General features: G+C 51.0%; 20 protein-coding genes. 5 read left to right on the plus strand and 15 right to left on the minus strand.

The window, feature by feature from the left end; translation table 11 throughout:
• Nucleotides 1-7 precede the first annotated feature (7 nt).
• The 10 genes from iscX to cysE are packed head-to-tail and all read right to left on the minus strand — an operon-like array spanning nt 8 to nt 7,595.
• Nucleotides 8-208: a Fe-S cluster assembly protein IscX gene (gene iscX, locus Q397_RS0112950; protein WP_205618831.1), complete on the minus strand. Its 201-nt coding sequence runs from the start codon at nt 206-208 to the stop codon at nt 8-10.
• 34 nt (nt 209-242) lie between these two features.
• A complete protein-coding gene (locus tag Q397_RS0112955; protein WP_028879781.1) occupies nt 243-569 on the minus strand; it encodes a ferredoxin family 2Fe-2S iron-sulfur cluster binding protein in 327 nt (108 codons plus the stop codon).
• Nucleotides 570-627: 58 nt separating this feature from the next.
• Nucleotides 628-2,523, minus strand: coding sequence for a Fe-S protein assembly chaperone HscA (hscA, locus tag Q397_RS0112960; protein WP_038013908.1), 1,896 nt, complete (start codon nt 2,521-2,523; stop codon nt 628-630).
• Entirely contained in the window at nt 2,523-3,143 is a 621-nt protein-coding gene (gene hscB / locus Q397_RS0112965) for a Fe-S protein assembly co-chaperone HscB (protein WP_051610009.1), read from the minus strand. The genes hscA and hscB overlap by 1 nt, the downstream gene beginning before the upstream one ends.
• A 43-nt stretch (nt 3,144-3,186) precedes the next feature.
• Nucleotides 3,187-3,531 carry a HesB/IscA family protein gene (locus Q397_RS0112970; protein ID WP_028879784.1) on the minus strand — a complete coding sequence of 115 codons (345 nt, stop codon included), beginning with the start codon at nt 3,529-3,531 and terminating at the stop codon, nt 3,187-3,189.
• Between the two features lie 28 nt (nt 3,532-3,559).
• Nucleotides 3,560-3,964: a Fe-S cluster assembly scaffold IscU gene (gene iscU / locus Q397_RS0112975; protein ID WP_028879785.1), complete on the minus strand. Its 405-nt coding sequence runs from the start codon at nt 3,962-3,964 to the stop codon at nt 3,560-3,562.
• 39 nt (nt 3,965-4,003) lie between these two features.
• Nucleotides 4,004-5,230 (minus strand): IscS subfamily cysteine desulfurase, encoded by a 1,227-nt coding sequence (locus Q397_RS0112980; RefSeq protein WP_156950717.1) that lies wholly within the window; start codon nt 5,228-5,230, stop codon nt 4,004-4,006.
• Between the two features lie 36 nt (nt 5,231-5,266).
• The gene (locus Q397_RS0112985) at nt 5,267-6,373 is read right to left on the minus strand and encodes a cysteine desulfurase family protein (RefSeq protein WP_028879787.1); all 1,107 of its coding nucleotides are present in this window, start codon (nt 6,371-6,373) and stop codon (nt 5,267-5,269) included.
• Between the two features lie 27 nt (nt 6,374-6,400).
• Nucleotides 6,401-6,871, minus strand: a complete 471-nt coding sequence (locus Q397_RS0112990) for an Rrf2 family transcriptional regulator (RefSeq protein ID WP_028879788.1) — start codon at nt 6,869-6,871, stop codon at nt 6,401-6,403.
• 16 nt (nt 6,872-6,887) lie between these two features.
• A complete protein-coding gene (cysE, locus tag Q397_RS22460) occupies nt 6,888-7,595 on the minus strand; it encodes a serine O-acetyltransferase (RefSeq protein ID WP_051609998.1) in 708 nt (235 codons plus the stop codon).
• A 229-nt stretch (nt 7,596-7,824) separates the two neighbouring features.
• Here cysE and Q397_RS0113000 point away from each other — a divergent pair, with 229 nt between their 5' ends.
• Nucleotides 7,825-8,484 carry an alpha/beta hydrolase gene (locus Q397_RS0113000; RefSeq protein ID WP_028879789.1) on the plus strand — a complete coding sequence of 220 codons (660 nt, stop codon included), beginning with the start codon at nt 7,825-7,827 and terminating at the stop codon, nt 8,482-8,484.
• 62 nt (nt 8,485-8,546) lie between these two features.
• Here the strand turns inward: Q397_RS0113000 and Q397_RS0113005 are convergent, their stop codons facing one another.
• Together Q397_RS0113005 and Q397_RS0113010 are read right to left on the minus strand one after the other, a co-directional pair.
• Nucleotides 8,547-9,620 carry an anhydro-N-acetylmuramic acid kinase gene (locus Q397_RS0113005; protein WP_028879790.1) on the minus strand — a complete coding sequence of 358 codons (1,074 nt, stop codon included), beginning with the start codon at nt 9,618-9,620 and terminating at the stop codon, nt 8,547-8,549.
• A 12-nt stretch (nt 9,621-9,632) separates the two neighbouring features.
• Nucleotides 9,633-10,277, minus strand: a complete 645-nt coding sequence (locus Q397_RS0113010) for a MarC family protein (RefSeq protein WP_028879791.1) — start codon at nt 10,275-10,277, stop codon at nt 9,633-9,635.
• 96 nt (nt 10,278-10,373) lie between these two features.
• Here Q397_RS0113010 and tyrS point away from each other — a divergent pair, with 96 nt between their 5' ends.
• Nucleotides 10,374-11,627: a tyrosine--tRNA ligase gene (gene tyrS, locus Q397_RS0113015; RefSeq protein WP_028879792.1), complete on the plus strand. Its 1,254-nt coding sequence runs from the start codon at nt 10,374-10,376 to the stop codon at nt 11,625-11,627.
• On the opposite strand, the gene Q397_RS0113020 is transcribed toward tyrS, so the two are convergent.
• Nucleotides 11,624-14,902 (minus strand): YhdP family protein, encoded by a 3,279-nt coding sequence (locus Q397_RS0113020; protein ID WP_028879793.1) that lies wholly within the window; start codon nt 14,900-14,902, stop codon nt 11,624-11,626. The genes tyrS and Q397_RS0113020 overlap by 4 nt on opposite strands.
• 91 nt (nt 14,903-14,993) lie before the next feature.
• On the opposite strand from Q397_RS0113020, the gene Q397_RS22465 reads away from it, so the two are divergent.
• The 3 genes from Q397_RS22465 (at nt 14,994) to Q397_RS0113035 (ending at nt 20,381) form a co-directional block, all read left to right on the plus strand.
• Nucleotides 14,994-17,996: a bifunctional [glutamine synthetase] adenylyltransferase/[glutamine synthetase]-adenylyl-L-tyrosine phosphorylase gene (locus Q397_RS22465; RefSeq protein WP_156950718.1), complete on the plus strand. Its 3,003-nt coding sequence runs from the start codon at nt 14,994-14,996 to the stop codon at nt 17,994-17,996.
• A 10-nt stretch (nt 17,997-18,006) separates the two neighbouring features.
• Nucleotides 18,007-18,471 carry a thioredoxin-dependent thiol peroxidase gene (bcp, locus tag Q397_RS25000; protein ID WP_028879794.1) on the plus strand — a complete coding sequence of 155 codons (465 nt, stop codon included), beginning with the start codon at nt 18,007-18,009 and terminating at the stop codon, nt 18,469-18,471.
• A gap of 227 nt (nt 18,472-18,698) precedes the next feature.
• Entirely contained in the window at nt 18,699-20,381 is a 1,683-nt protein-coding gene (locus Q397_RS0113035) for a putative bifunctional diguanylate cyclase/phosphodiesterase (RefSeq protein WP_028879795.1), read from the plus strand.
• A 2-nt stretch (nt 20,382-20,383) separates the two neighbouring features.
• Here Q397_RS0113035 and Q397_RS0113040 read toward each other — a convergent pair whose 3' ends face one another.
• Nucleotides 20,384-21,130: a hypothetical protein gene (locus tag Q397_RS0113040; protein WP_028879796.1), complete on the minus strand. Its 747-nt coding sequence runs from the start codon at nt 21,128-21,130 to the stop codon at nt 20,384-20,386.
• Nucleotides 21,123-21,551 carry a CBS domain-containing protein gene (locus Q397_RS0113045; protein WP_028879797.1) on the minus strand — a complete coding sequence of 143 codons (429 nt, stop codon included), beginning with the start codon at nt 21,549-21,551 and terminating at the stop codon, nt 21,123-21,125. The genes Q397_RS0113040 and Q397_RS0113045 overlap by 8 nt, the downstream gene beginning before the upstream one ends.
• Between the last annotated feature and the right edge of the window lie 48 nt (nt 21,552-21,599).

Genomic DNA, 21,599 nt, shown 5'->3' on the forward strand with positions numbered 1-21,599 from the left:
GGCTTATCTAGTCCCGTTCTTCCAGCCACGCCATCTGGATGGCTTCGAGAACTTTTTCGTTTGATTTTTGTGGATCATCCTCAAAGCCTTCCAACTCCTGAACCCATTTCCACAGGTCGGTGAAGCGAACGTGCAAGATGTCCACGTCAGGATGAGCATCTTCCAGTTCAATGGCGATGTCGTGTATATCCGTCCAGCGCAGTCCCATCAGATGCTCTCCTTCTCTCTATTATAGTCAATACTTAGCCGATGTTACGTGTTTCGGACGGAACATGAACTTTCAAGCCATCCAAATCGTCAGACATGATGATCTGACAGCCCAAGCGGGATGTCTGTTGCAGGCCAAAGGCCAGATCCAACATATCTTCTTCTTCTTCTTCCGGCTCCGCCAGTTTATCGAACCATTCTTCCGCAACAATCACGTGACACGTAGAGCAAGCAAGTGAGCCTTCGCAGGCGCCTTCAAGATCAACGTCATTTTTGTGCGCGATTTCAAGAACGGACAAACCGTTTGGTGCTTCAACTTCTTTTTCAGAACCATCCGGATTAATGAAAGTCATTTTAGGCATAATAATCTTCCTGAGTTACACTGTGTTGAGGAGCCTTTTATCGTCTTTATCCGATAAATCAAGACCCAATCGCGTTTTCTAGTTTCTTCACATCAATTCCGGTCAGGGCCTCTTCGATGCCTTTGTCCATTCGTCTCTGTGCAAAAGTCTGGGTTTCACGGTCCAATACCTCAACCATGGAGTTGATTGCATGGCGATCATCACCTGCAATTGCCTCATCCAATTTGTTGAGAACAACATTGATATGGGAACGTTCATCTTCATTCAGCAGTTTGCCGTCAATATGCAACGCAGAATAAACCGCTTCCATAACACGTTTGGCTTCGACGCGTGCTTCTGTCAGCAAGCGGATTTCCATATCTTCGCGGGCATGGACCATACTGTCACGCAACATATCCGCCATCTCTTCATCGGACAGACCATAAGACGGCTTCACCGCGACTTCTTGGGACACACCGGTAGTGACTTCTTCCGCCCCAACGGTCAACAGGCCATCGGCATCCACACTGAAGGTCACCTTAATGCGCGCCGCCCCTGCCGTCATTGGCGGGATCCCTTTCAGGATAAAGCGGGCAAGCGATCGGTTTTGATCCACCATTTCACGCTCACCTTGCAGCACATGGATCGCCATGGCGCTCTGTCCATCCTGATAGGTGGTAAATTCTTGTGCTTTGGCAACAGGGATCGGTGTATTGCGCTGAATCACTTTTTCCACAATCCCGCCCATGGTTTCAATCCCAAGGCTCAGGGGGGTGACATCCAGCAACAGGTTATCTGACCCGACCGTCAACGCTTCAGCTTGCAAGGCCGCACCAACTGCAACCACCTCGTCCGGGTTGATGTCTGCCAAAGGTTCTTGACCAAACAGTTCACCGACGCGTTTACGCACCAAAGGCACACGGGTTGAACCACCGACCAAGACAACGCCCTTAACTTCATCAGGGAATGTATCGCCATCTTCCAGAACATTGCGGCAAATTTCGATGCTGCGTTCCACAAGCGGTGTTGCCAGTTCTTCAAACTTTGCACGGGTGATCGTGTGTTTGGATGTTTTGCCGTTAAATTCCAGCACAAAGTCACCTTGGTCATTTTCTGTCAGGCATTCTTTTGCCATCCGACCTGTGACCAAAGCGATTTTCACATCGTCCGTCGTGAGCTTTTCTTCACCAAAGGTTTCGCGGCGCTGCTCGAGGAAGTATTCCAGGATCGCGTGGTCGAAGTCATCGCCGCCCAAGGCCGCGTCACCGCCAGTCGATTTCACCTGAAAGACGCCTTTTTCCATGCGCAGCAAGGACAAATCAAACGTCCCGCCGCCAAGGTCATAAACCGCATACACGCCTTCCGCCTGCTGATCCAAGCCATAAGCAAGTGCCGCCGCTGTCGGTTCGTTCACCAGACGCAAAACTTCAAGGCCTGCAAGACGGGCCGCATCTTTGGTGGCCGTACGGGCCGCATCATCAAAATAAGCCGGCACCGTAATCACGGCTTGTTCGACCTTATACTTTAACTGATCTTCCGCACGTTCTTTCAAGGCACGCAGGATATCGGCCGAAATTTCTACCGGCGTTAACTCTCTACCCGCGAGCTTAAGGCGGACCATGCCTTCGCCTTCGACCACCTCAAACGGCAGTGTGCCGGAGATGGATTTGACGTCAGAGAGTCCACGGCCCATCAAGCGCTTTACCGAAGAAACCACGGTTTCAGGGCGCATCAACAGCAGTTGTTTTGCCAGATTGCCCACAATCGCGGACCCGTCCGGTGCGTAGGCCACAACAGAAGGCACCAAGCCTTTGCCGTTTTCATCGCGCAAGACTTCCGGTGTTTCTCCTTTAGAAACCGCGACGACCGAGTTTGTGGTCCCCAGATCAATGCCGATGGCAAGCGCATCATCGCCCGCATGAGGAACCGGCGTTTCGCCCGGTTCGTGAATTTGTAGCAGAACGTTTTCAATCATTATTTCATTACCAATCGCGCTTTATGTTGGCGCGTTTCTTCCAAGAGTTTGGTGAGATATTTAAGACGCAACGCCAGCTTACGGGCTGCCTCCAGATTTTGATCCGCAAAAGCCTTTGCGATCTGTTTAACGCAGTCGCGCACATCGCGGCGCGCCTTCATGGTCAGGTCGTTGACCACCTCTACGCTTTCGGCTTCCATCAAGGCTTCGCGGGTTTCCATGGCTTCCATCAGCAAGGCGGGGTCATTGACGGTATGGTCATGACTGATCCCGTCTGCGCCCAAAACCTTGAGCAGATAATCTGCACGCAGAAGCGGATCTTTCAACGCTTCAAATGCTTCATTCAAGGTGACCGCCTGTTGCTGGGAAAGTGACTTCTCTTTCGGCGTCTTTTTTGCAAAACGGTCAGGGTGCAAATGGCGTTGCAGCTCAAAATACTTACGCTCCAACCCATCGACATCCACGTCATAGCTGTTGTGCAGGCCAAAGCGGGCAAAATGGTCGATATGCCCGGGGGGTTGCACCGCGTGACAGGTTTCACAAAATAAGTCAGCCTCCGCCACTGGGCCTTTACAGGACCAGCAGGGGTGAAGGCCGCTTTGATCGTTTCGCAATGTCATATTGGAAGATAATGCGTCCATAGTCTTTTATAGGTCTGATTGCTTAGACGTGGAAAGATTCACCACACCCGCAACGCCCCTTTTCGTTGGGGTTACTGAAAACGAAACCGGAAGCCATCTTTTCTTCGACGTAATCCATTTCCGTGCCGAAAATAAACATGGTCGCTTTTGGGTCGATCATGATTTTGACATCATCAGCCGGATCAAAGGCTTCATCGAATTCGTTCACTTCATCTGCGAATTCCAGAGTATAAGACAAGCCGGAACAGCCCTTGGTGCGCACACCGATACGGATGCCCACGCTGGGTTTGCCACGACTTTCAAGCAACGCGCGGATACGATCCAACGCATTTTCAGTCACTGTGATAGGTGCCGGACGTTCTGACATGCCTTAATACTCCAAATTCATCAAACGCTTAGGATGCTTCGCTGTCGCCAGCCGCACCGTGTTTCGTTTTATAGTCACTAATTGCCGCTTTGATAGCATCTTCTGCCAAAACAGAGCAATGAATCTTCACCGGCGGCAACGCCAATTCTTCAGCGATGTCGGTGTTTTTGATATTTGATGCTTCATCAAGGGTCTTGCCCTTGACCCATTCGGTCACTAACGAGCTGGACGCGATCGCTGACCCGCAACCAAATGTTTTAAACTTCGCATCTTCAATAATACCGTTCTCACCCACTTTAATTTGCAGGCGCATCACATCGCCACACGCTGGTGCACCGACCAGACCTGTGCCGACTTCACCAGAGTCATTATCCATTGAACCAACGTTACGCGGGTTTTCATAATGGTCTACGACTTTATCACTATAAGACATTTTCTTCTCCTGTACTTCACCGTTTCAAGGACGGTAGTCTTAATGTTCTGCCCATTGAATGGACTTAAGATCGATCCCTTGTTGAGCCATTTCGAACAGCGGGCTCATCTCGCGTAGGCGCTGCACTTCTTTAATGATACGGTCTGTTGCATAGTCTACTTCTTCTTTGGTCGTGAAGCGACCAATGCCCAAGCGCAAGGACGTATGGGCCAACTCTTCTTCCACACCCAACGCACGCAGCACGTAGGACGGCTCCAATGACGCAGAGGTACAAGCAGAACCGGAAGAAACCGCAAGGTCTTTAATCCCCATCATCAAGCCTTCACCTTCCACGAAGGCGAAAGAGACGTTCAGGTTTGTAGAAACGCGCTGTTCCAGATCACCGTTCAGATAAACTTCCGGCAACTCTTCTTTAAAGCGGTTCCACATGTGCATCTGCAATTCGCGCATACGCTCGTTTTCTTCCGCCATTTCGTTTTTAGCGATTTCACAAGCGGTACCCAGACCGACACACAAAGCTGGTGCCAATGTACCGGAACGCATACCACGTTCCTGACCACCACCATTGATTTGCGCGACCAGACGTACACGTGGGCGACGGCGTACAAACAGCGCACCAATGCCCATCGGACCGTAAATTTTGTGACCGGAGATTGACATCAGATCGATATTCATCTCTTCCACATCCAACGGAATTTTACCGACGGCTTGCGCACAATCTGTGTGGAAGAACGTCTTATTCTCCCGACACAGCGCACCAATTTCTTTCAATGGCTGGATCACACCGATTTCGTTGTTCACACCCATGATGGAAACCAGAACAGTGTTGTCGGTCATCGCCGCTTTCAGCTCTTCCAGGTCGATCAGGCCGTTTTCCTTAACCGGCAGATAAGTCACCTCAAAGCCGTCCTGTTCCAGATGGCGGCAGGTATCCAGCACGCACTTATGTTCTGTCACACAGGTGATGATGTGATTGCGCTTGCCTTTATAGAACTGGGCAACACCTTTAATCGCAAGGTTATTGGACTCAGTCGCACCGGAAGTAAAGATGATCTCTTTCGGGTTTGCCCCGATCAGGTCAGCAACTTGCTTGCGTGCATCCTCAACCGCTTCTTCGGCATCCCAGCCGTAAGCATGATTGCGCGAGTGTGGATTACCGAATTTTTGCGTAAAGTAAGGCATCATTGCCTCTACAACACGCGGGTCTGTCGGCGTTGTTGCCTGATAGTCCAAATAAACCGGGTTTTCCTGTGTATTCACGCCCATTGGGGGGCACTCCTTCTCTCTTCTTCCTTAAAAGGGTCAAGCAGCATGACTACTGCCGTTTTTTCTGTCTTGCACACGTGCGACCAGTTTTGACCACGCCTGTACAAAGGTTTCAATATCTTCTTTTGTTGTTTCCCATCCAAGCGACACCCGAATGGCACAATTTGCATATTCATCCTCAACGGCCATCGCCTTCAACACGTGGGAGGCTTTGACAGTCCCGCTGGAACAGGCGGACCCGGCACTCACCATCACACCTGCCAGATCAAGCGCCATAACCTGACGTTCGCTGGTCAGTCCGGCAACGGCAAAACAGCTTGTATTCGGCAGTCGATCTACATCCGCACCGAATACCCGAGCTCCTGACTCAGATATTTGCTCTTCTAGCTCATTTCGCAAGGCCAAAACACCAGAAAAATCAAATTTTTCTGCGGCTGCGACACCAAAACCGATAATGCCGATCAGATTCTCGGTGCCACCACGGAGAGACTTTTCTTGCCCCCCGCCTTTTTGGACACCGTTAAGCACCAAGCCGTCACGCTTCACCAACGCGCCCACACCTTTGGGGCCGCCGATTTTATGAGCAGACAGGCTCACCAGATCAACGCCATTTTCCTGCATGTCAAACGGTTCTTTCGTGACCGCCTGCACCGCATCACAATGGACCAGTGCCCCTGCCGCATGGGCAATCTCGCAAATCTCTTTTACAGGCTGCAGAACGCCGGTTTCGTTGTTCGCTGCCATAACACTCACAAGTGTGGGGCGCTCATCCAGTGTGGCTTTTAAATATTCAATATCCACAAGCCCGTTGGCATCTACCTTCAACGGCTCCACATCCGCACGGGCATTCAGAACAGCAGCATGTTCTGTTGGGGAGACGAGAACACGCTGAACATCGACCCCGTTCAAGGCGAGATAATCCGCCTCGGTCCCACCACTTGTAAAGATCACCCCGTCTCGCGTGGCGTTTACAAGGGCTGCGACGCGATCACGGGCCTCTTCCATCTTGGCGCGGGCTTCTCGCCCCACCTTATGGACGGAGGAAGGATTACCGATGAGATCAAACGCATCGACCATAGCGCGGCGTACCGATGGGAGCATCGGTGCCGTAGCGTTATAATCCATGTAAACGGTCTTCATCATCTAGTCGGTCCTGAGGTTTATTATTTTCTATTCAGCAGCTTCGATTTTCTCGCGGGTGCGCGCATCAAACAGGGAACTTGTCCCCAGCAAGCGCTTCTCCACGATATCTTCCAACGAAATAGAATTCAGATAGAGGTAAATCTGGTTGCCTAACTCGGTCCACAAATCATGGGTCAGACATCGACTTTTGTTTTCACGACAGCCATTTGGGTTACCCGGCGTACAGCGTGTTGCCGTAATCGGCTCGTCCACAGACAGAATAATGTCGGAAACCCGCACTTCGCTACAATCGCGAGACAGCAGATACCCACCACCCGGACCACGAACAGACTTCACCAGATCGCCTTTGCGTAACTTGCCAAACAGTTGTTCCAGATATGACAGGGAAATCTCCTGCCTGTCGGCAATATCCGCAAGCGAAACAGGGGTTCCCTTGCTGTTACAGGCCAGATCGACCATTGCCATGACGGCGTACCGTCCTTTTGTGCTGAGTTTCACTTTTCTATTCTCCCAATTAACTTGCTGAAGAGATCACGTCGAGCTTCTTCTCAGGCTCTTTCTGTGTCTCACCCACATCGCTTTCCAGTTCCTGAACTCGATTCTGCAACAGAGTAATTTCAGCACGCATGGCTTCGAGTGTGCGAACGATTGGATCATCCGCCCCATCAACTGCCCCATAAGCGCAAAATTCCTTGCTGCGTTTTTTATCGCGTCCCACAACCATTTTCGCTGGAATACCAACCATCGTGACACCCGGCGGCACATCTTCAAGAACAACCGCGTTAGCACCGATCCGCGCACCTGCGCCGATCACATGTGGACCCAACACTTGCGCACCGGAGCCTACAATCACGCCATCTTCCAACGTTGGGTGACGTTTACCTTCATGCAACGCCGTTCCGCCCAAGGTCACACCTTGATAGACGGTTACATCATCACCGACTTCTGCCGTTTCCCCGATCACAACCCCTGTACCGTGATCAATGAAGAACCGACGCCCGATTTTTGCACCGGGGTGAATTTCGATACCGGATAAAACTTTACCCACGTGGGAGAGAAAACGCCCCAGCAAACGCCAGTCGCGAACCCACAACGCATGGGCGACACGATAAAACATCAAGGCATGAAGCCCCGGATAACACAAAATCACCTCGAGACGGGATTTCGCTGCGGGATCACGCTGAATGAATGAATCGATATCTTCTTTGAATCTTTTAAACACTTTAAGCCACGTTTTACTAGTATCTTGGTTGATTTTACGCTATGAGAAGCACCAGCGATCCGGCGCAAATCATTGCGTTTAGCACGTTATTTGAGTCAGAATATAGAATGCCCGACTAAAACAGTCAAGTATACGAAGGCACAAAATAAGCTTTTTTCTGCTAATAACCACTCGCACTTGTCGGATTTAAGTTTTTTGTAATTTTTTCAATAGGATTCGTCTCGGAAAAATGCCTGAAGTCATTTTCAATGGACCCGAAGGTCGCCTCGAAGGGCGCTACCATCATAGTAACGAAGCCAACGCACCGATCGCCTTGCTTTTGCACCCGCACCCCGAACAGGGCGGGACGATGAACAACCGCGTCACCTACACAATGTTCAAAACGTTTAAAGAACGTGGTTTTTCCGTTTTGCGCTTCAACTTCCGTGGCGTTGGTCGCTCGCAAGGTATCTTTGACAGCGGTATCGGCGAATTGTCTGACGCTGCCTCTGCCCTTGACTGGATGCAGACACACAACCCCAACGCCCGCATCTGCTGGGTTGGCGGCTTCTCTTTTGGCGCATGGATCGGTATGCAACTGATGATGCGCCGCCCGGAGATCAACGGCTTTATCTCCGTTGCGCCGCCTGCAAACCTGTATGACTTCTCCTTCCTCGCACCTTGTCCGGCATCCGGTCTGGTGATCCATGGGGACAGCGATGACGTTGTGCCGGAAGAATCGGTGCAGAAGCTGGTTGATAAGCTCGATAGTCAGAAAAACATTTCCATCGACTACAAGCGTATCGCGGATGCCACCCACTACTTTAACAACGAAGCGGAAGCTGAATTGATTAAAGAATTCACAGGTGAGTATCTGGATCGCCGCATTGTCGAGCTGGCTGCTGAATAAGCCCTCTGACAAACCAAACAGAACAAAAAAAATGGCCCCGAACTTTGTGTTGGGGCCATTTTTTATTTCGCAGGGTGATATTGCCCACCAGATAAGGGCTGCGTCACCCCCGTAGTACCGGGAAACGTAATCGGCAATCCTGCGGCCGATCGTGCCGCCAGATAGGCAAAGGCCTGTGCCTCAACCGCATCGCCATTCCAGCCCACATGCTCCGCCGTCAACACTATGCCAGACAGATAGGCCTTACAGGCACTCAGGATTGATTTATTCAATCTTCCCCCGCCACAGATCACCCAACATTCCGCCAGTTCTGGGAAAGCGTCTTGCGCGCGCAACACCGAGGCAACTGTAAAGGCCGTCAGGGTCGCCGCGCCATCTTCAACGGACAGATCATCCACCAGATCAAACGCGATCTTTTTAAACTCGTCACGATCAAGGCTTTTGGGGGCTGGCTGCTGAAAATAGGGATGGGTCATAAATGTATTGACGCAATCATCATGGATGTCGCCGGAAGCCGCAATTTTACCATCTTCGTCAAACGGCTGGCCCGTGTGTTTTTTCACCCAATCATCAACCAAGGCATTGCCGGGGCCGGTATCAAACGCCAACAGCTCGCCATCAGCCCCGATCCATGTGACATTCCCCACCCCGCCAAGGTTTAAGACCGCAAGCGGTTTTGCCATATCCTTAGCCACCGCGGCATGAAAGACCGGCACCAAAGGCGCGCCCTGCCCGCCCGCCAAAACATCAGCGGTGCGCAGATCGTTCACCACATCAATCCCGACAGCCTTCGCCAAAGCCGCCCCATCGCCAAGCTGGATGGTCAAACCGTTATCAGGTTCATGAAAGACCGTCTGACCATGAAAACCGATCAAGTCAATTTCCGATCGGGTCAGACCTTCAGTTTGCAAAAATCGCTCAATGGCTTGAATATGCCGATTGGTGACTTCCGCTTCACGCGCCTCATGACCCGACTTTTTGCCGAAGCCATCGCGGATCAACTCGCGGAACCCCTCATCATAAGGGTAGGAGGAAAAAGCCCCCAACACCTCGATCCGCTCCCCATCGGTGCGCACAAGCGCCAAATCAACCCCGTCAAGCGAGGTGCCACTCATCAAGCCAAGGACCAACTTCACACTTTATCTCCCCTAAGTGAATAAGGCGGTACGGATGCCATCCATAATATATTGCGAGGCCAGCGCTGCCAACAGCACACCCAGAATACGCGAAAAAATACTGGAAACCGCTTCGCCCAAGATTTTTTCCAGATGATGCGCATTTAAAAACAGCACCAAACTGATCAACATCACAGCCAGCGCGACCAGTAAAATGATGGTCTGACCTTCAAAGCTGCCGTCTTGGCCTTCCATCAACAGCATGATGGAGGTGATAGACCCCGGCCCCGCCAAAAACGGAATCGCCAGAGGAAAAACCGAAATATCTTCCAGTTCGTGATCTTTGTGGGCCTCATGTTCCTTTTTGATCTCTTCGGCTTTTTCATTGCGGCGGGACGTCCGCTTACCAAAAACCATTTCAAGACCAGTCAAAAACAGCATCACCCCACCCGCGATGCGGAAAGAGGACATTTCAATGCCCAGAAGCCCTAGAAACTCGTGCCCAATAAGGGCGAAAAACAAAAGAATACCAGAGCCAAAGAAGAAAGCCCGGATCGCCATGCGCCGGCGATAAGCAATTGTCGCCCCTGCCGTGACACCGATAAACATCGGCGTCAAACCGATCGGATCGATAATAACAAACAGGGTGACAAACGTCTGTAAGACGATATCAACCATTATACCTAACCATTTTTATATAGAGATTATAATTATATTCATGCTAAGTAGGCCCCACACCTTAATATGTAAAGACTTTTCAGGAAAAGCCCTGTCATGACCCAATACAAATCAGATTTCATCCGTATCCTCGCGGAACGCGGATTTATCAATCAATGCACCGACATTGAAGCCTTGGACGAAAAAGCATCCAAAGAGGTCATTACAGCCTATATCGGCTTCGATTGTACGGCAACCAGCCTGCACATCGGAAGTTTGTTGCCGATTATGCTGTTGCGCTGGCTCCAGAAAACAGGTCACAAGCCAGTCGTCCTTATGGGTGGCGGGACAACAAAAGTTGGCGACCCTTCTGGTAAAGATGCAGCACGCCCCGTGATGACTGACGACTTTATCGCAACCAACATGGCAGGGATCAAAACCGTTTTCGACAAATATCTACAGTTTGGCGACGGCAGCACAGACGCCCTTATGGTCAACAACAATGACTGGCTGTCTGATATTTCCTACCTCGACTTCCTGCGTGACTTTGGCCGCCACTTCACCATCAACCGTATGATGACGTTTGATAGCGTCAAGCTGCGCCTTGATCGTGAACAGCCGTTGACCTTCCTTGAGTTCAACTACATGATCCTGCAAGCCTACGATTACTACGAACTCAACAAGCGCTTGGGCCTGAGCCTGCAAATGGGCGGGTCTGACCAATGGGGCAACATCATCAACGGTGTTGAGCTGACCCGTCGTGTGTCTGGCAACGAAGTCTACGGCTTGACCGTGCCGTTGCTCACTACCTCTACAGGCCAGAAGATGGGCAAGACCCACAATGGCGCTGTGTGGCTGAATGACGATATGCTGTCGGCTTACGACTTCTGGCAATACTGGCGCAACGTGTCTGACGCGGATGTTGGTCGTTTCCTGCGTCTGTTTACAGAACTGCCTTTGGATGAAGTCGCGAAACTGGAAGCCCTCGGTGGTCAGGAACTGAATGAAGCCAAGAAAATTCTGGCCCATGAAGTCACCAAACTATGCCGTGGCGAGCAAGCAGCCGTCGATGCTGCAGAAACCGCGCGCATCACCTTTGAAGAAGGCGCATTAGGTAAAGACCTGCCAACTTTTGAAGTGCCGCAGTCCGAACTGGAAAGCGGTATCCCGGCTTTTGACGCCATGCGACGTGTCGAATTGGCTAAATCTGGCGGGGAAGCCCGTCGTGCCATCAAAGGCGGCGGTGCACGCCTGAACGACAAAGCGGTCGGTGATGAAAACCAGCTGGTAACATTGGCCGATGCCAATGCAGACGGCCTGATTAAACTATCCTTCGGTAAAAAGCGCCACGCGCTGATCAAGCCTGTTTAATCTGATTTCGGCAAAGCACTTGGCGGCGCCTCATCGGTGTCGCCAAGCTGAAACAGCTTCCTCAAGAACCCCGGTGCCAATCCACTGACCGGATTGACGCTTACATCCGGGTCTTCCAGACTACCCGTCACGTTATAAGTCCAGGCGAACAAACCGCCCCCCTTTTCCCCACCGGAAAAGATTTGCCCCAACAGTGGCACATTCCCCAAAATAGAGTTCAAGCCATAAGCGGGCACCACTGTCCCACGGATGTTGGCGACCTTGGCGTACGTATAAAGCTTGCCTTCCCACGTCAAACCGATGGAAATACCGTTGGTGCGCCCGTCCTTAAATTCAAGCACACCATTGTTGTATTTAAACGGAGATGTCAGGCTGTTAAAGCCAATCCCGTCCCCCTGTAACGTATCTAAAAAGCCCGTAATACCCGCAAGGCTCATAATCTTCGCCAGTGCAGGTACCTTGGTAATCCGATAGTCATCGACCTTGATGGTTCCGACCAAGGGGCGATCCGCAACATCGTCGTTAAAGACCCCTTCAATCACCAAATTACCATCCTGCATATCATCAAACAGATCAAGGGCGCGCAACAAGGCACCGGCGTCTTTGGTTTCCATCTTCAACAGGCGATTTTGATCTTGCGGGGACAGGTCAATCATAAAGGGCTGACCACCGCCCACAACGCCCGTCAAATGCGCCTGCGTCCAGATTTTACCGTCAGATGAAAGCGCCCCCGCCACGGTATTGAGGGAGTGTTTATCATCCAGCCAGATTTTGTTAAACCGCCCGGAGAACGTACCAACCACATCCGTATCCGCATTCTGCGGGGCCGCCGTTTCGGCTTTATCTGTTTTCGCCCCATCTAACAGAGCCGTCAGATCAAGACTTTCGCCGTTGATATCCACTTCCCATCCCGTCTTATCGGAATAAAGGATAGTTCCGCCTGCAATGTCTGTACGACCTGCCTGAAAACGTGTCACTTCCATCGTATGCAACTGATTGCCCGCCGCGTTCAGGCTCAAGGCTCCTGCCGCTTTTAAGTCCGGCGCGGAGACAGAGAAATAAGGAACGCTGATCACCCGTTCACGATTAAAGGTCACTTTCGCATAGGCTTCCCCTGCGGCTTCTTTGGGCTTGTGCCAATTGATGACAGGTACATCCAGACTCGCGCCTGTCAGATTGGTAAAGGTCTCAAGCTCTCCGTGCCCATCCCAATTCTCCGTAATGGTGGCATCCACATGGATCGGACCTTTCATAATGTCATCATTAAAGGGGGGGAAGTCCAATTTCAGCTCGTTCTCCCGCTGCCCGTCATCAATGATCCCATCCAACAGGAAACGACGTTTAAATAAAGTTTCCTTGCTAAAGTTTTCCCGCCACTTCAAATCCGCTGGAATAGTGCCCAAAACGATGCTGCCTTCAACATCCATGCCTTTTTTATCGACATTCAGGGTAATTTCACCTTTGCTCAGGTTTTGTTCAAAAATAACATCCTTGACGGCGATATTTTTACCGACGGATTTGGCCGTTACTTCGACACCGTCCCAGTCGATATCTTTTAACAAAAGAAAAGTGAGTTGCAGGTTTGTATCCGTCTGACCCGATGTTCTTTCAGGGTCAATCCCCAGCGCTTCCGCAAAGCCCAACGGTTCCTTATCAATAAAAGCCAAACCTTCACGTAACGGGCTTGACACATTCAAATCAAGGCTGAAGCGTTGATCATATTCATCCAGACCGGTGATGTTGATCTTCGCATCCTTAACCTTGATCTCCCCGACTTCGCCGGATGTCACATTAATGTTGAAACTATGTTGATCATATTCCGCCCAGCCGTTGGCTTTATGTGCAGGTGGAAGCGGCGGCAGGTAATTGACGCTAACGTCCTGAATATCCATATCACCGTTCATATAATGAACGACCGGCTCGCCTTCTTGCGGCAAGGTCAACGATAGATTAATCCCGGCGCGCGGCACTAGACCGCCATAAATCTGATTAACCACCCAGTCACGCGCATCATCGCTTAAGCCTGCGGGCCAATAGCGGTGCAGCTTAGTAGGCTCCACATTCAGCAGTTCCCCGACCAAATCAATCTTACGCTCCGTCCCATGCAAAGCACCTTCGACGCTTACCTTGATCGTCCCTGTTGGTCCCTCCCCTAAATCAAGGCTAAATTTATCGACATTCAAGGAATCCTGCTTAGTGTCATACTCCCCACTCAGGCGAATAGTTTCCATGGGCAAGTCATGATTAAACGGTTCAGGAAGGTGGATCAGAGATCCCTTTTCAAGGGCAACCAGGATTTCTTCAATTTTAACGATGTCGTTAAAGTCTTCATACCCCAGGCGCACAGAGGCAGTATCAACGTTTAAGGTCTGCCCCCCAAGTTCAGCAACCGCGACCTGACCATCATTCGCCGACAATTCTGCAAAAAACGAACGGATATTGCCGGCCTTATCGACGGCCACATTGGTCTTGCCCTCAACCGTCAGGTCTACCCCTTTCAACTGGGACAGTTCCGGCATCAAATAGGTGAGTCCCGCAAGGTGCAGCTTGTGAACCATCACCTGCGCATCCAGAATTTCCGTCGTCAGGTTGTAGGAGGCGGACACATCCATCTTTGCCGGACGTCCCGATAAAATCAGATCAACCCCTGTATCCAGTACGATCGTTTCACCGATCCGTTCCAGATGAAAACTGGTATCCGGCGCTTTGAAAGTCGCGCCAGTCTTTTTATCGACATATTCAAACTCACCGTTTTCAACATTAATTTCGGTGAGATAAGTCAGTGGACGGTTCGGGTCCGGTGCACTTGCCACAAATTCATCGAGATCAAAGGCTTTATCTGCGCGCACAGTCATGCCGCCGCCCATTTCAAAGGCCAATGTCCCATCCCCATGACGCATGAGATGGATGGTCGGGCGGATCAACTCAACACTATTAGGGGCAACGATACCATTGAACAGCGCGCGTCCACTCATGGACACGGAGGCTTCGGGGATACTGGCAAGCCGGCGACCATCGCGGGTAAAAACATTTACGCCTTGCAATCGGATATCCAGATTGCGATCCCACCCTTCCCAACTGAGGATCGTATCCTTGATTTTAACCTGAATACCACGCGTGTTTTGCGACACGGCATCAACGATGTAAGGGGTTAGTTGTGGTAAGGAAATCGGGCCTTGCGACAGTTTCCAAGCCAAGACAAGCAGAACAAGCGCAAGACCTGCAAGAACTGCGATTAAGATTTGTAGGGAATGTTTAACTGTCTTCCAAACCACCGTGATGTCCCGATTATTCTTTCCTACTTGACCCAACTTTTGAGTTGGCGCACTCTGCACGAAACAGGGCACACAGCTGGGGATTATTATTATGACAACTCTTTGGTACCAAAACGTTAACACCCAGCTTCCAAGAAGCGCTGATCAAGAAAAATGCGATGTTAACTTTCTGCATTGGCAAGAAGCAATTGCATGCATTGATGGCATTGATCTACGGACTTTTGCAACAACTGTTATCGATGATCCAAAGGCCAGAGCGATCCTGAACGCTATTTTTGGCAACAGCCCTTTCTTAAGCCATTGTATAACAAGTGAGATTTCCTTTGCCTGTCACTTGTTAAAAAACGGCCCTGACGTCACTTTTTCAGAACTGATGTCCGACCTCGAGGCCTGTTGGGCGACACAACCATCGCGAGATAGAGTATCACAGGCACTGCGAATCACGAAACGTCGCGCCGCCCTCACCATTGCTCTTGCTGATATTTGTAAGGTCTGGGACGTTTTTCAAGTCACCGACGCCCTGACCACCCTTGCCGAAAAGTCTTTGGACTATGCCGCAGGCACGGTCCTGCGTGAAGGCCATGAACGTGGCTACTTTAGACTGCCCGACCCTGTAAACAACCCGCAGAAAGACTCAGGGTTCATCATCCTTGGCATGGGGAAACTGGGTGGCCGCGAGCTTAATTATTCCAGCGATGTGGATATTATCGTCCTTTATGATGCAGAAATTATCGACACGGACGACCCATGGGATTTACAAAAAAACATGGTGCGCCTGACCAAACAACTGGTGCAAATCATGGATGCCCGCACGGCTGACGGTTATGTTTTCCGCACCGATCTGCGCCTGCGCCCTGACCCCGGTTCCACCCCCCTTGCGATCTCCGTATTGGGGGCAGAGACTTACTATGAAAGCATCGGGCAAAATTGGGAACGTGCCGCCATGATCAAGGCCCGTCCCGTTGCCGGTGATATCAAGGCCGGATACGAATTTCTGGAACGTTTGCGCCCCTATATGTGGCGCAAATATATGGACTTTGCCGCCATTCAGGATATCCACGCCATCAAGCGCCAGATCAACGCCCATAAAGGCGGGCACACCATCGCGCTGAATGGTCACAACGTCAAACTGGGCCATGGCGGTATTCGGGAAATTGAATTTTACGCCCAGACCCAACAGCTGATCTGGGGCGGACGCAACCCCGATGTGCGCATTGCCCCAACCTGCAAAGCCCTGCAAGCCCTTGTAGATGCGGAACAAATGGAACAAAGCATCTGTGACGACCTGATCGACAGCTATGAATATCTGCGTATGGTCGAACACCGCATCCAGATGACCAATGACGAGCAAACCCACTCCATCCCCGAAGATGATAAAGCGGTGGAACATCTCGCCATCTTCCTGGGCTATGACAGTAAACAAGCCTTTGCCGACGACTTTATCCCTCATCTGGAACGGGTCGAAACCTATTACGCCCAGTTGTTTGAAGATACTGCCGACACTGATAATCACAATCTGGAAACGGGCAATCTCGTCTTTACAGGGGCCGAGGTGGACCCCGGCACCATCAGCTATCTGGCAAGCCTTGGGTTTAACAACCCGGAATTTGTCGATAGCACCGTGCGCGGCTGGCATCATGCGCGATATCGTGCAACCCGCAGCACCCGTTCCCGCGAAATTCTGACCGCGCTTATGCCCTTGCTCATCCGCGCTATGGCCAACACCGCAGAACCCGATACCGCCTTTCGTCGTTTCGATGACTTTTTAAGCCAGCTTCCGGCGGGCGTTCAGCTCTTTTCCATGTTTCAGGTGAATCCTCATCTCCTTGATCTTGTTGCCGAAGTGATGGGCGAAGCCCCCCGTCTTGCAGATCATCTCGCGCGGCATTCCGGCATGCTGGAATATGTCTTAACGCCAGACTTCTTCACCCCTCTCCCCGATGTCGACGAACTTTGTGACGATCTGGAAAAGATACTGGAACAAGCCCGCGACTTTCAGGATGTGTTGGATATCTCGCGCCGCTGGGCCAATGATCGCAAGTTTCAGGTTGGCGTACAGACCCTGCGCCAGATCATCACCGTTAAGGAGTCGGGACTGGCTCAGACCAATATCGCAGACACCTTGATCAAATCCATCCTGCCGCGTGTGCAGGCAGAACTGGCGGAAAAACACGGCATCATCGAAGGCGGTGATATGTGCGTCATCGGGCTGGGCAAAGCAGGCAGCCGCGATATGACGGCAACCAGCGACCTTGACCTTGTCTTCATCTACGACGTGCCCGAAGACTGCGAAGGATCCAATGGGGACCGCCCGTTGGGGATTGCGCAATATTATGCCCGCCTGTCCCAACGGTTCATCAATGCCCTCACCGCCCCAACGGGGGAAGGGATGCTGTATGAAGTGGATATGCGCTTGCGTCCCTCTGGCAACGCGGGTCCCATTGCCTCCAGCCTTGATGCCTTTAGGCGCTACCACCATGAAGCCGCATGGACGTGGGAACATATGGCCCTGACCCGTGCCCGGATCATTTGCGGCGGTGAACAACTGAGCCAAAAAGTCCAAGCAGAAGTCAAAGACATCCTGTGCCGCCCGCGTGATGGGGAGAAGCTGGTCTTTGACGTCAGCGATATGCGCAAACGCATGGACAAGGAACACCATACCGAGGTGGTCTGGGAGATTAAGCAATATCGCGGCGGGATCGTGGATATCGACTTTATCGCGCAGTTTCTGCAACTAAACTATGCCAACGCCCATCCCGAAATATTGCAAAACAGCACACCAGATGTCCTTGCAAAAGCACGCGAAATCGGCATTTTAACCGAAGATGTCGCCAGCGATCTGATCACCGCCATTGATCTTTGGACTATCATCCAAGGCTATTTGCGCCTGACGGTCGCGGCAGAACTGAAAAAGGCAGATGGCGGCGAATTGCCCCATGCCTTGAAACAAGACCTTGTGCAAGCCACCGGCGAGCCTACATTTGATATGCTATATGAACGCATGACAAATGCCGCCACACAGGTCATGACACATTATACCACCCTGATCGACGAGCCCGCCTCAACGGTCACACCGGAACAAGACAAAACATAAGGAAAGCACGATGACTTTAGAAGTCGGTACAAAAGCCCCTGATTTTAAACTGCCCACAGACAACGCTGGCGAACTTAGCCTGTCGGATTTGAAGGGGAAAAAGGTTGTTCTTTACTTCTACCCCAAAGATTCAACACCGGGCTGCACCACACAGGCGCAGGGCTTTCGTGATTTGAAAGACGCTTTTGCCGCTGAAAACTGCGTGATCGTCGGTGCATCCAAAGATACCGTCAAACGCCATGATAACTTTGTCACGAAACAAGAACTGAACTTCCCGCTGGTGTCTGATGCGGAAAGCGATCTCTGTGAAACCTATGGCATTTGGCAGGAAAAGAAGATGTACGGCAAAACCTTCATGGGGATCGTGCGTACCACTTTCCTGATCGACGAAGAAGGTGTCATCCAGAAAGTCTGGCCAAAAGTAAAAGTCAAAGGCCATGTGGAAGAAGTGCTGGACGCCGTAAAGGCCCTGTAACCAGCAGCTTTGCGATGTTTACATTGATGTTCTAAATACGGCGGACGCTTTAGAAAAGGTCCGCCGTTCCTCTTTCGATGTCTAACACTGGCAACAGCTCGTTTGCGAACGGTTTAGGAGCAATCTAAAAGCCAGCCGTCAATAAAGTAGTACAGTGTCAAACTGAATTAACCACAGATTACCATACCCCCTTGTCAAACAGCTAAAGCTCTGCGTAAACTTCAGCTATGACGGTGATACTGCAAAATACACAGGACAATCTGGTTGATATTATCCTGAATACCGTCGATGACCCTATGCTGGTCACCGACGGAAAAGGCGTTATTGTGCGTATCAACCGCGCCTTTGAAGACTGCTTCGGCTGGCGCGCAGAAGAAGTTATCGGGCAGACTCCCGCCCTTTTAAATTCCCAAAGACACGATGAGTTCTTTTTTGCAAACCTCTGGACGGCCCTTTCAACGGATGGCTTTTGGGAAGGTCATATCTGGAACCGAGCCAAATCCGGTGATGAAATCGCAACCCACTGCCGCATCAAGGCCCAGCTTGATGAAGATGGCACCGTGCTTTACTATGTCTCACGCATGAAAGTGGCGGCAATCGAGACAGACGCGATCGTGCGTAACCACGATCAATTAACAGGTTTACCCGATCGCCACCTGTTTAAAGACCGTCTGGAACAGGCCATGATTGCTGTGCGGCGGGTTCATAAATCCGTAGCCCTGCTGCAAATCGGTATCGATCATTTTTCTACGGTCAACGACGGCCTTGGCTATGACATCGGGGATGCGCTTTTAAGACAGGTTTCCGAACGGCTGCACGCCTGTATGCGCGGCAGTGACACGGTCGCGCGCCTTGGTGGGGACCTTTTTGCCATGGCGTTGCAAGTCGCCTCAATTGATGATGGCGTAATTGTCGCGGAAAAAGTCCTTCGAAGCGTGCAGAAAACCTTTCATGTGAACGCCAAATCTCTAAATGTGACCGTCAGTATCGGGATCAGCCTGTACCCAAAAGATGCTGACTGCGCCAATGACCTGATGAAACTGGCGGACACCGCCATGCATCATGCCAAAAAACAAGGTGGCAATAATTTTAAGTTTTTTGCCGAAGACATGAACATCAAAGCCAAAAAACGTTTAGAGATGGAAAATGCCATTCGCCAAGGGCTAAAACACAACGAGTTTATCCTCTACTACCAACCCAAAGTCTGTGCCGATACAGAACAAATCGTCGGCGCAGAAGCCTTGATCCGTTGGCAATCCCCCGAACGCGGCTTTATCTCCCCCGTTGATTTTATTCCAATTGCCGAGGAAACAGGATTGATTGGCGAGATCGGCAACTGGGTCTTGCAGGAAGCGACACGCCAAAACAAATTTTGGCAGGATCAGGGGTTACGGCCCATCCGCATTGCGGTCAATGTCGCGGCCCCGCAGTTCAAGGCACCGGACTTTATTGATCATGTGCGTGATGCCCTTGCCCGCAACGCCCTAGGCCCAGAATGGCTGGAACTGGAGATCGTGGAAAGTATGTTGATGGGGGACACGGACATGACGGTTGAAAAGCTCCATCAAATTCGCGAGATCGGCTGCCACCTGTCCATTGATGATTTTGGGACGGGCTATTCATCTTTAAGCTATCTAACCCGTTTCCCCATCACCACTTTAAAAATCGATCGCGCCTTCATCAAGGATTTGGAGAACGATAAGACCATGGCGGAAATATCCCGCGCGATCATTGGCATGTCCCAAGGCCTCGAACTGGAAGTCGTTGCTGAAGGCGCAGAAACCGACGCGCATATCCGTTTTTTAAAAGAAAATGGCTGCCAGACCGTGCAGGGATTCTATTATTCCCGTCCCGTTCCTGCAGACGAATTTGCCCAGCTCCTGAAGATGGGCTTATCCGCCAAGGCGTGAGCTTACATCTGCTGTAACTTGACGACCAGATGAGCAATTTCCTGACGTTGCGGCTCGCTCAGCACCTCTTTTTGAATCTCTTTATCCCGTGATGTGTGAACAATAAATTCATCGAACAGCGCCATCAGGAAATCACGGGCCTGTGTACGGGTAAATTGGATCGCCCCTTTGATGCCGCTGTCATCACTGGCTTTCCCTTCCATGACATTCACAAACCAGTCCAGCCGTTTTTCAAAATGCGCAAAGGCATGCGCAACAGCATAGAGTGTTTCCAACCGGATTTTAACCACGGTATTGTGTTGATAAAAATCCGTCCATTGAAACTCGCTTCCCTGCAAGCGGATCATGTCTGTCATTAAACCGGATACTTCATCATGCAGATGCTCATAACGCTCCCGCCCTAGAATAACAGACAGTGCCTGAAAGTAATTTGGGATTTGCTTGGTGGACAGCTTGCGCTTTTGACGATGTAACAGGCCTTCCAACGGCTGAACCATGACACGGCCAAAAGCGTTGGTGCGCGGTGGTACAGCGAGGTCCAGTTGATATTTGCTCATGCAGCGTTCATGAACGGAATGACAAAAGGCCTCCACCTTATTGTTCTCAACCGTCAGTGCCTCTTCGATTTCTTGTAAATCGCTTGCTGTCACCGCCCCTTGTTCAAGGCGCTCTCTCACGGCGGCAATGACAATATGTACGGTCATATCAAACGTATTTTTGCACGGTAATTTTTCGCTTGGCTCATCCATTCCCTGCAAACCTCTCAATATCACGGGCGCTGACAACCCCTATGATACGTCCCCCACCATCTTTGACCGCGATGTGGCGAATACGTTTTTCCGCCATAAAAGACGCCACCCGCTTTAAAGGGTCATCATACTTGCAGAAAATAAGGTCCGCGCACATAAACGAAGAGATCGGCTTTTCAAACGCCTTTAGGTCGTACATGGCAAGATGGTGAATGATATCTCGCTCCGAGACAACCCCTTTGACCTGCCCGTCTGTGTCGTCCAGATAAACAGCCCCAATTTTATAGTCGTCCATATAAGCAATCAGATCAGTAAGCGAGGCACTGAGCGGACAGGTCAAAATACCCGAACGAGCGGGATCTTCGTTCTCTTTTAAATCGAGAACGTCTTGGACCCTAGCATATCTTTCAAAATACAGCATTGCGCGCTCCTTGAACCCACACTTTTAAGCAGGTATACTACAAGAAAA

It is taken from the genome of Terasakiella pusilla DSM 6293, assembly GCF_000688235.1.
Taxonomy (GTDB): domain Bacteria; phylum Pseudomonadota; class Alphaproteobacteria; order Rhodospirillales; family Terasakiellaceae; genus Terasakiella; species Terasakiella pusilla.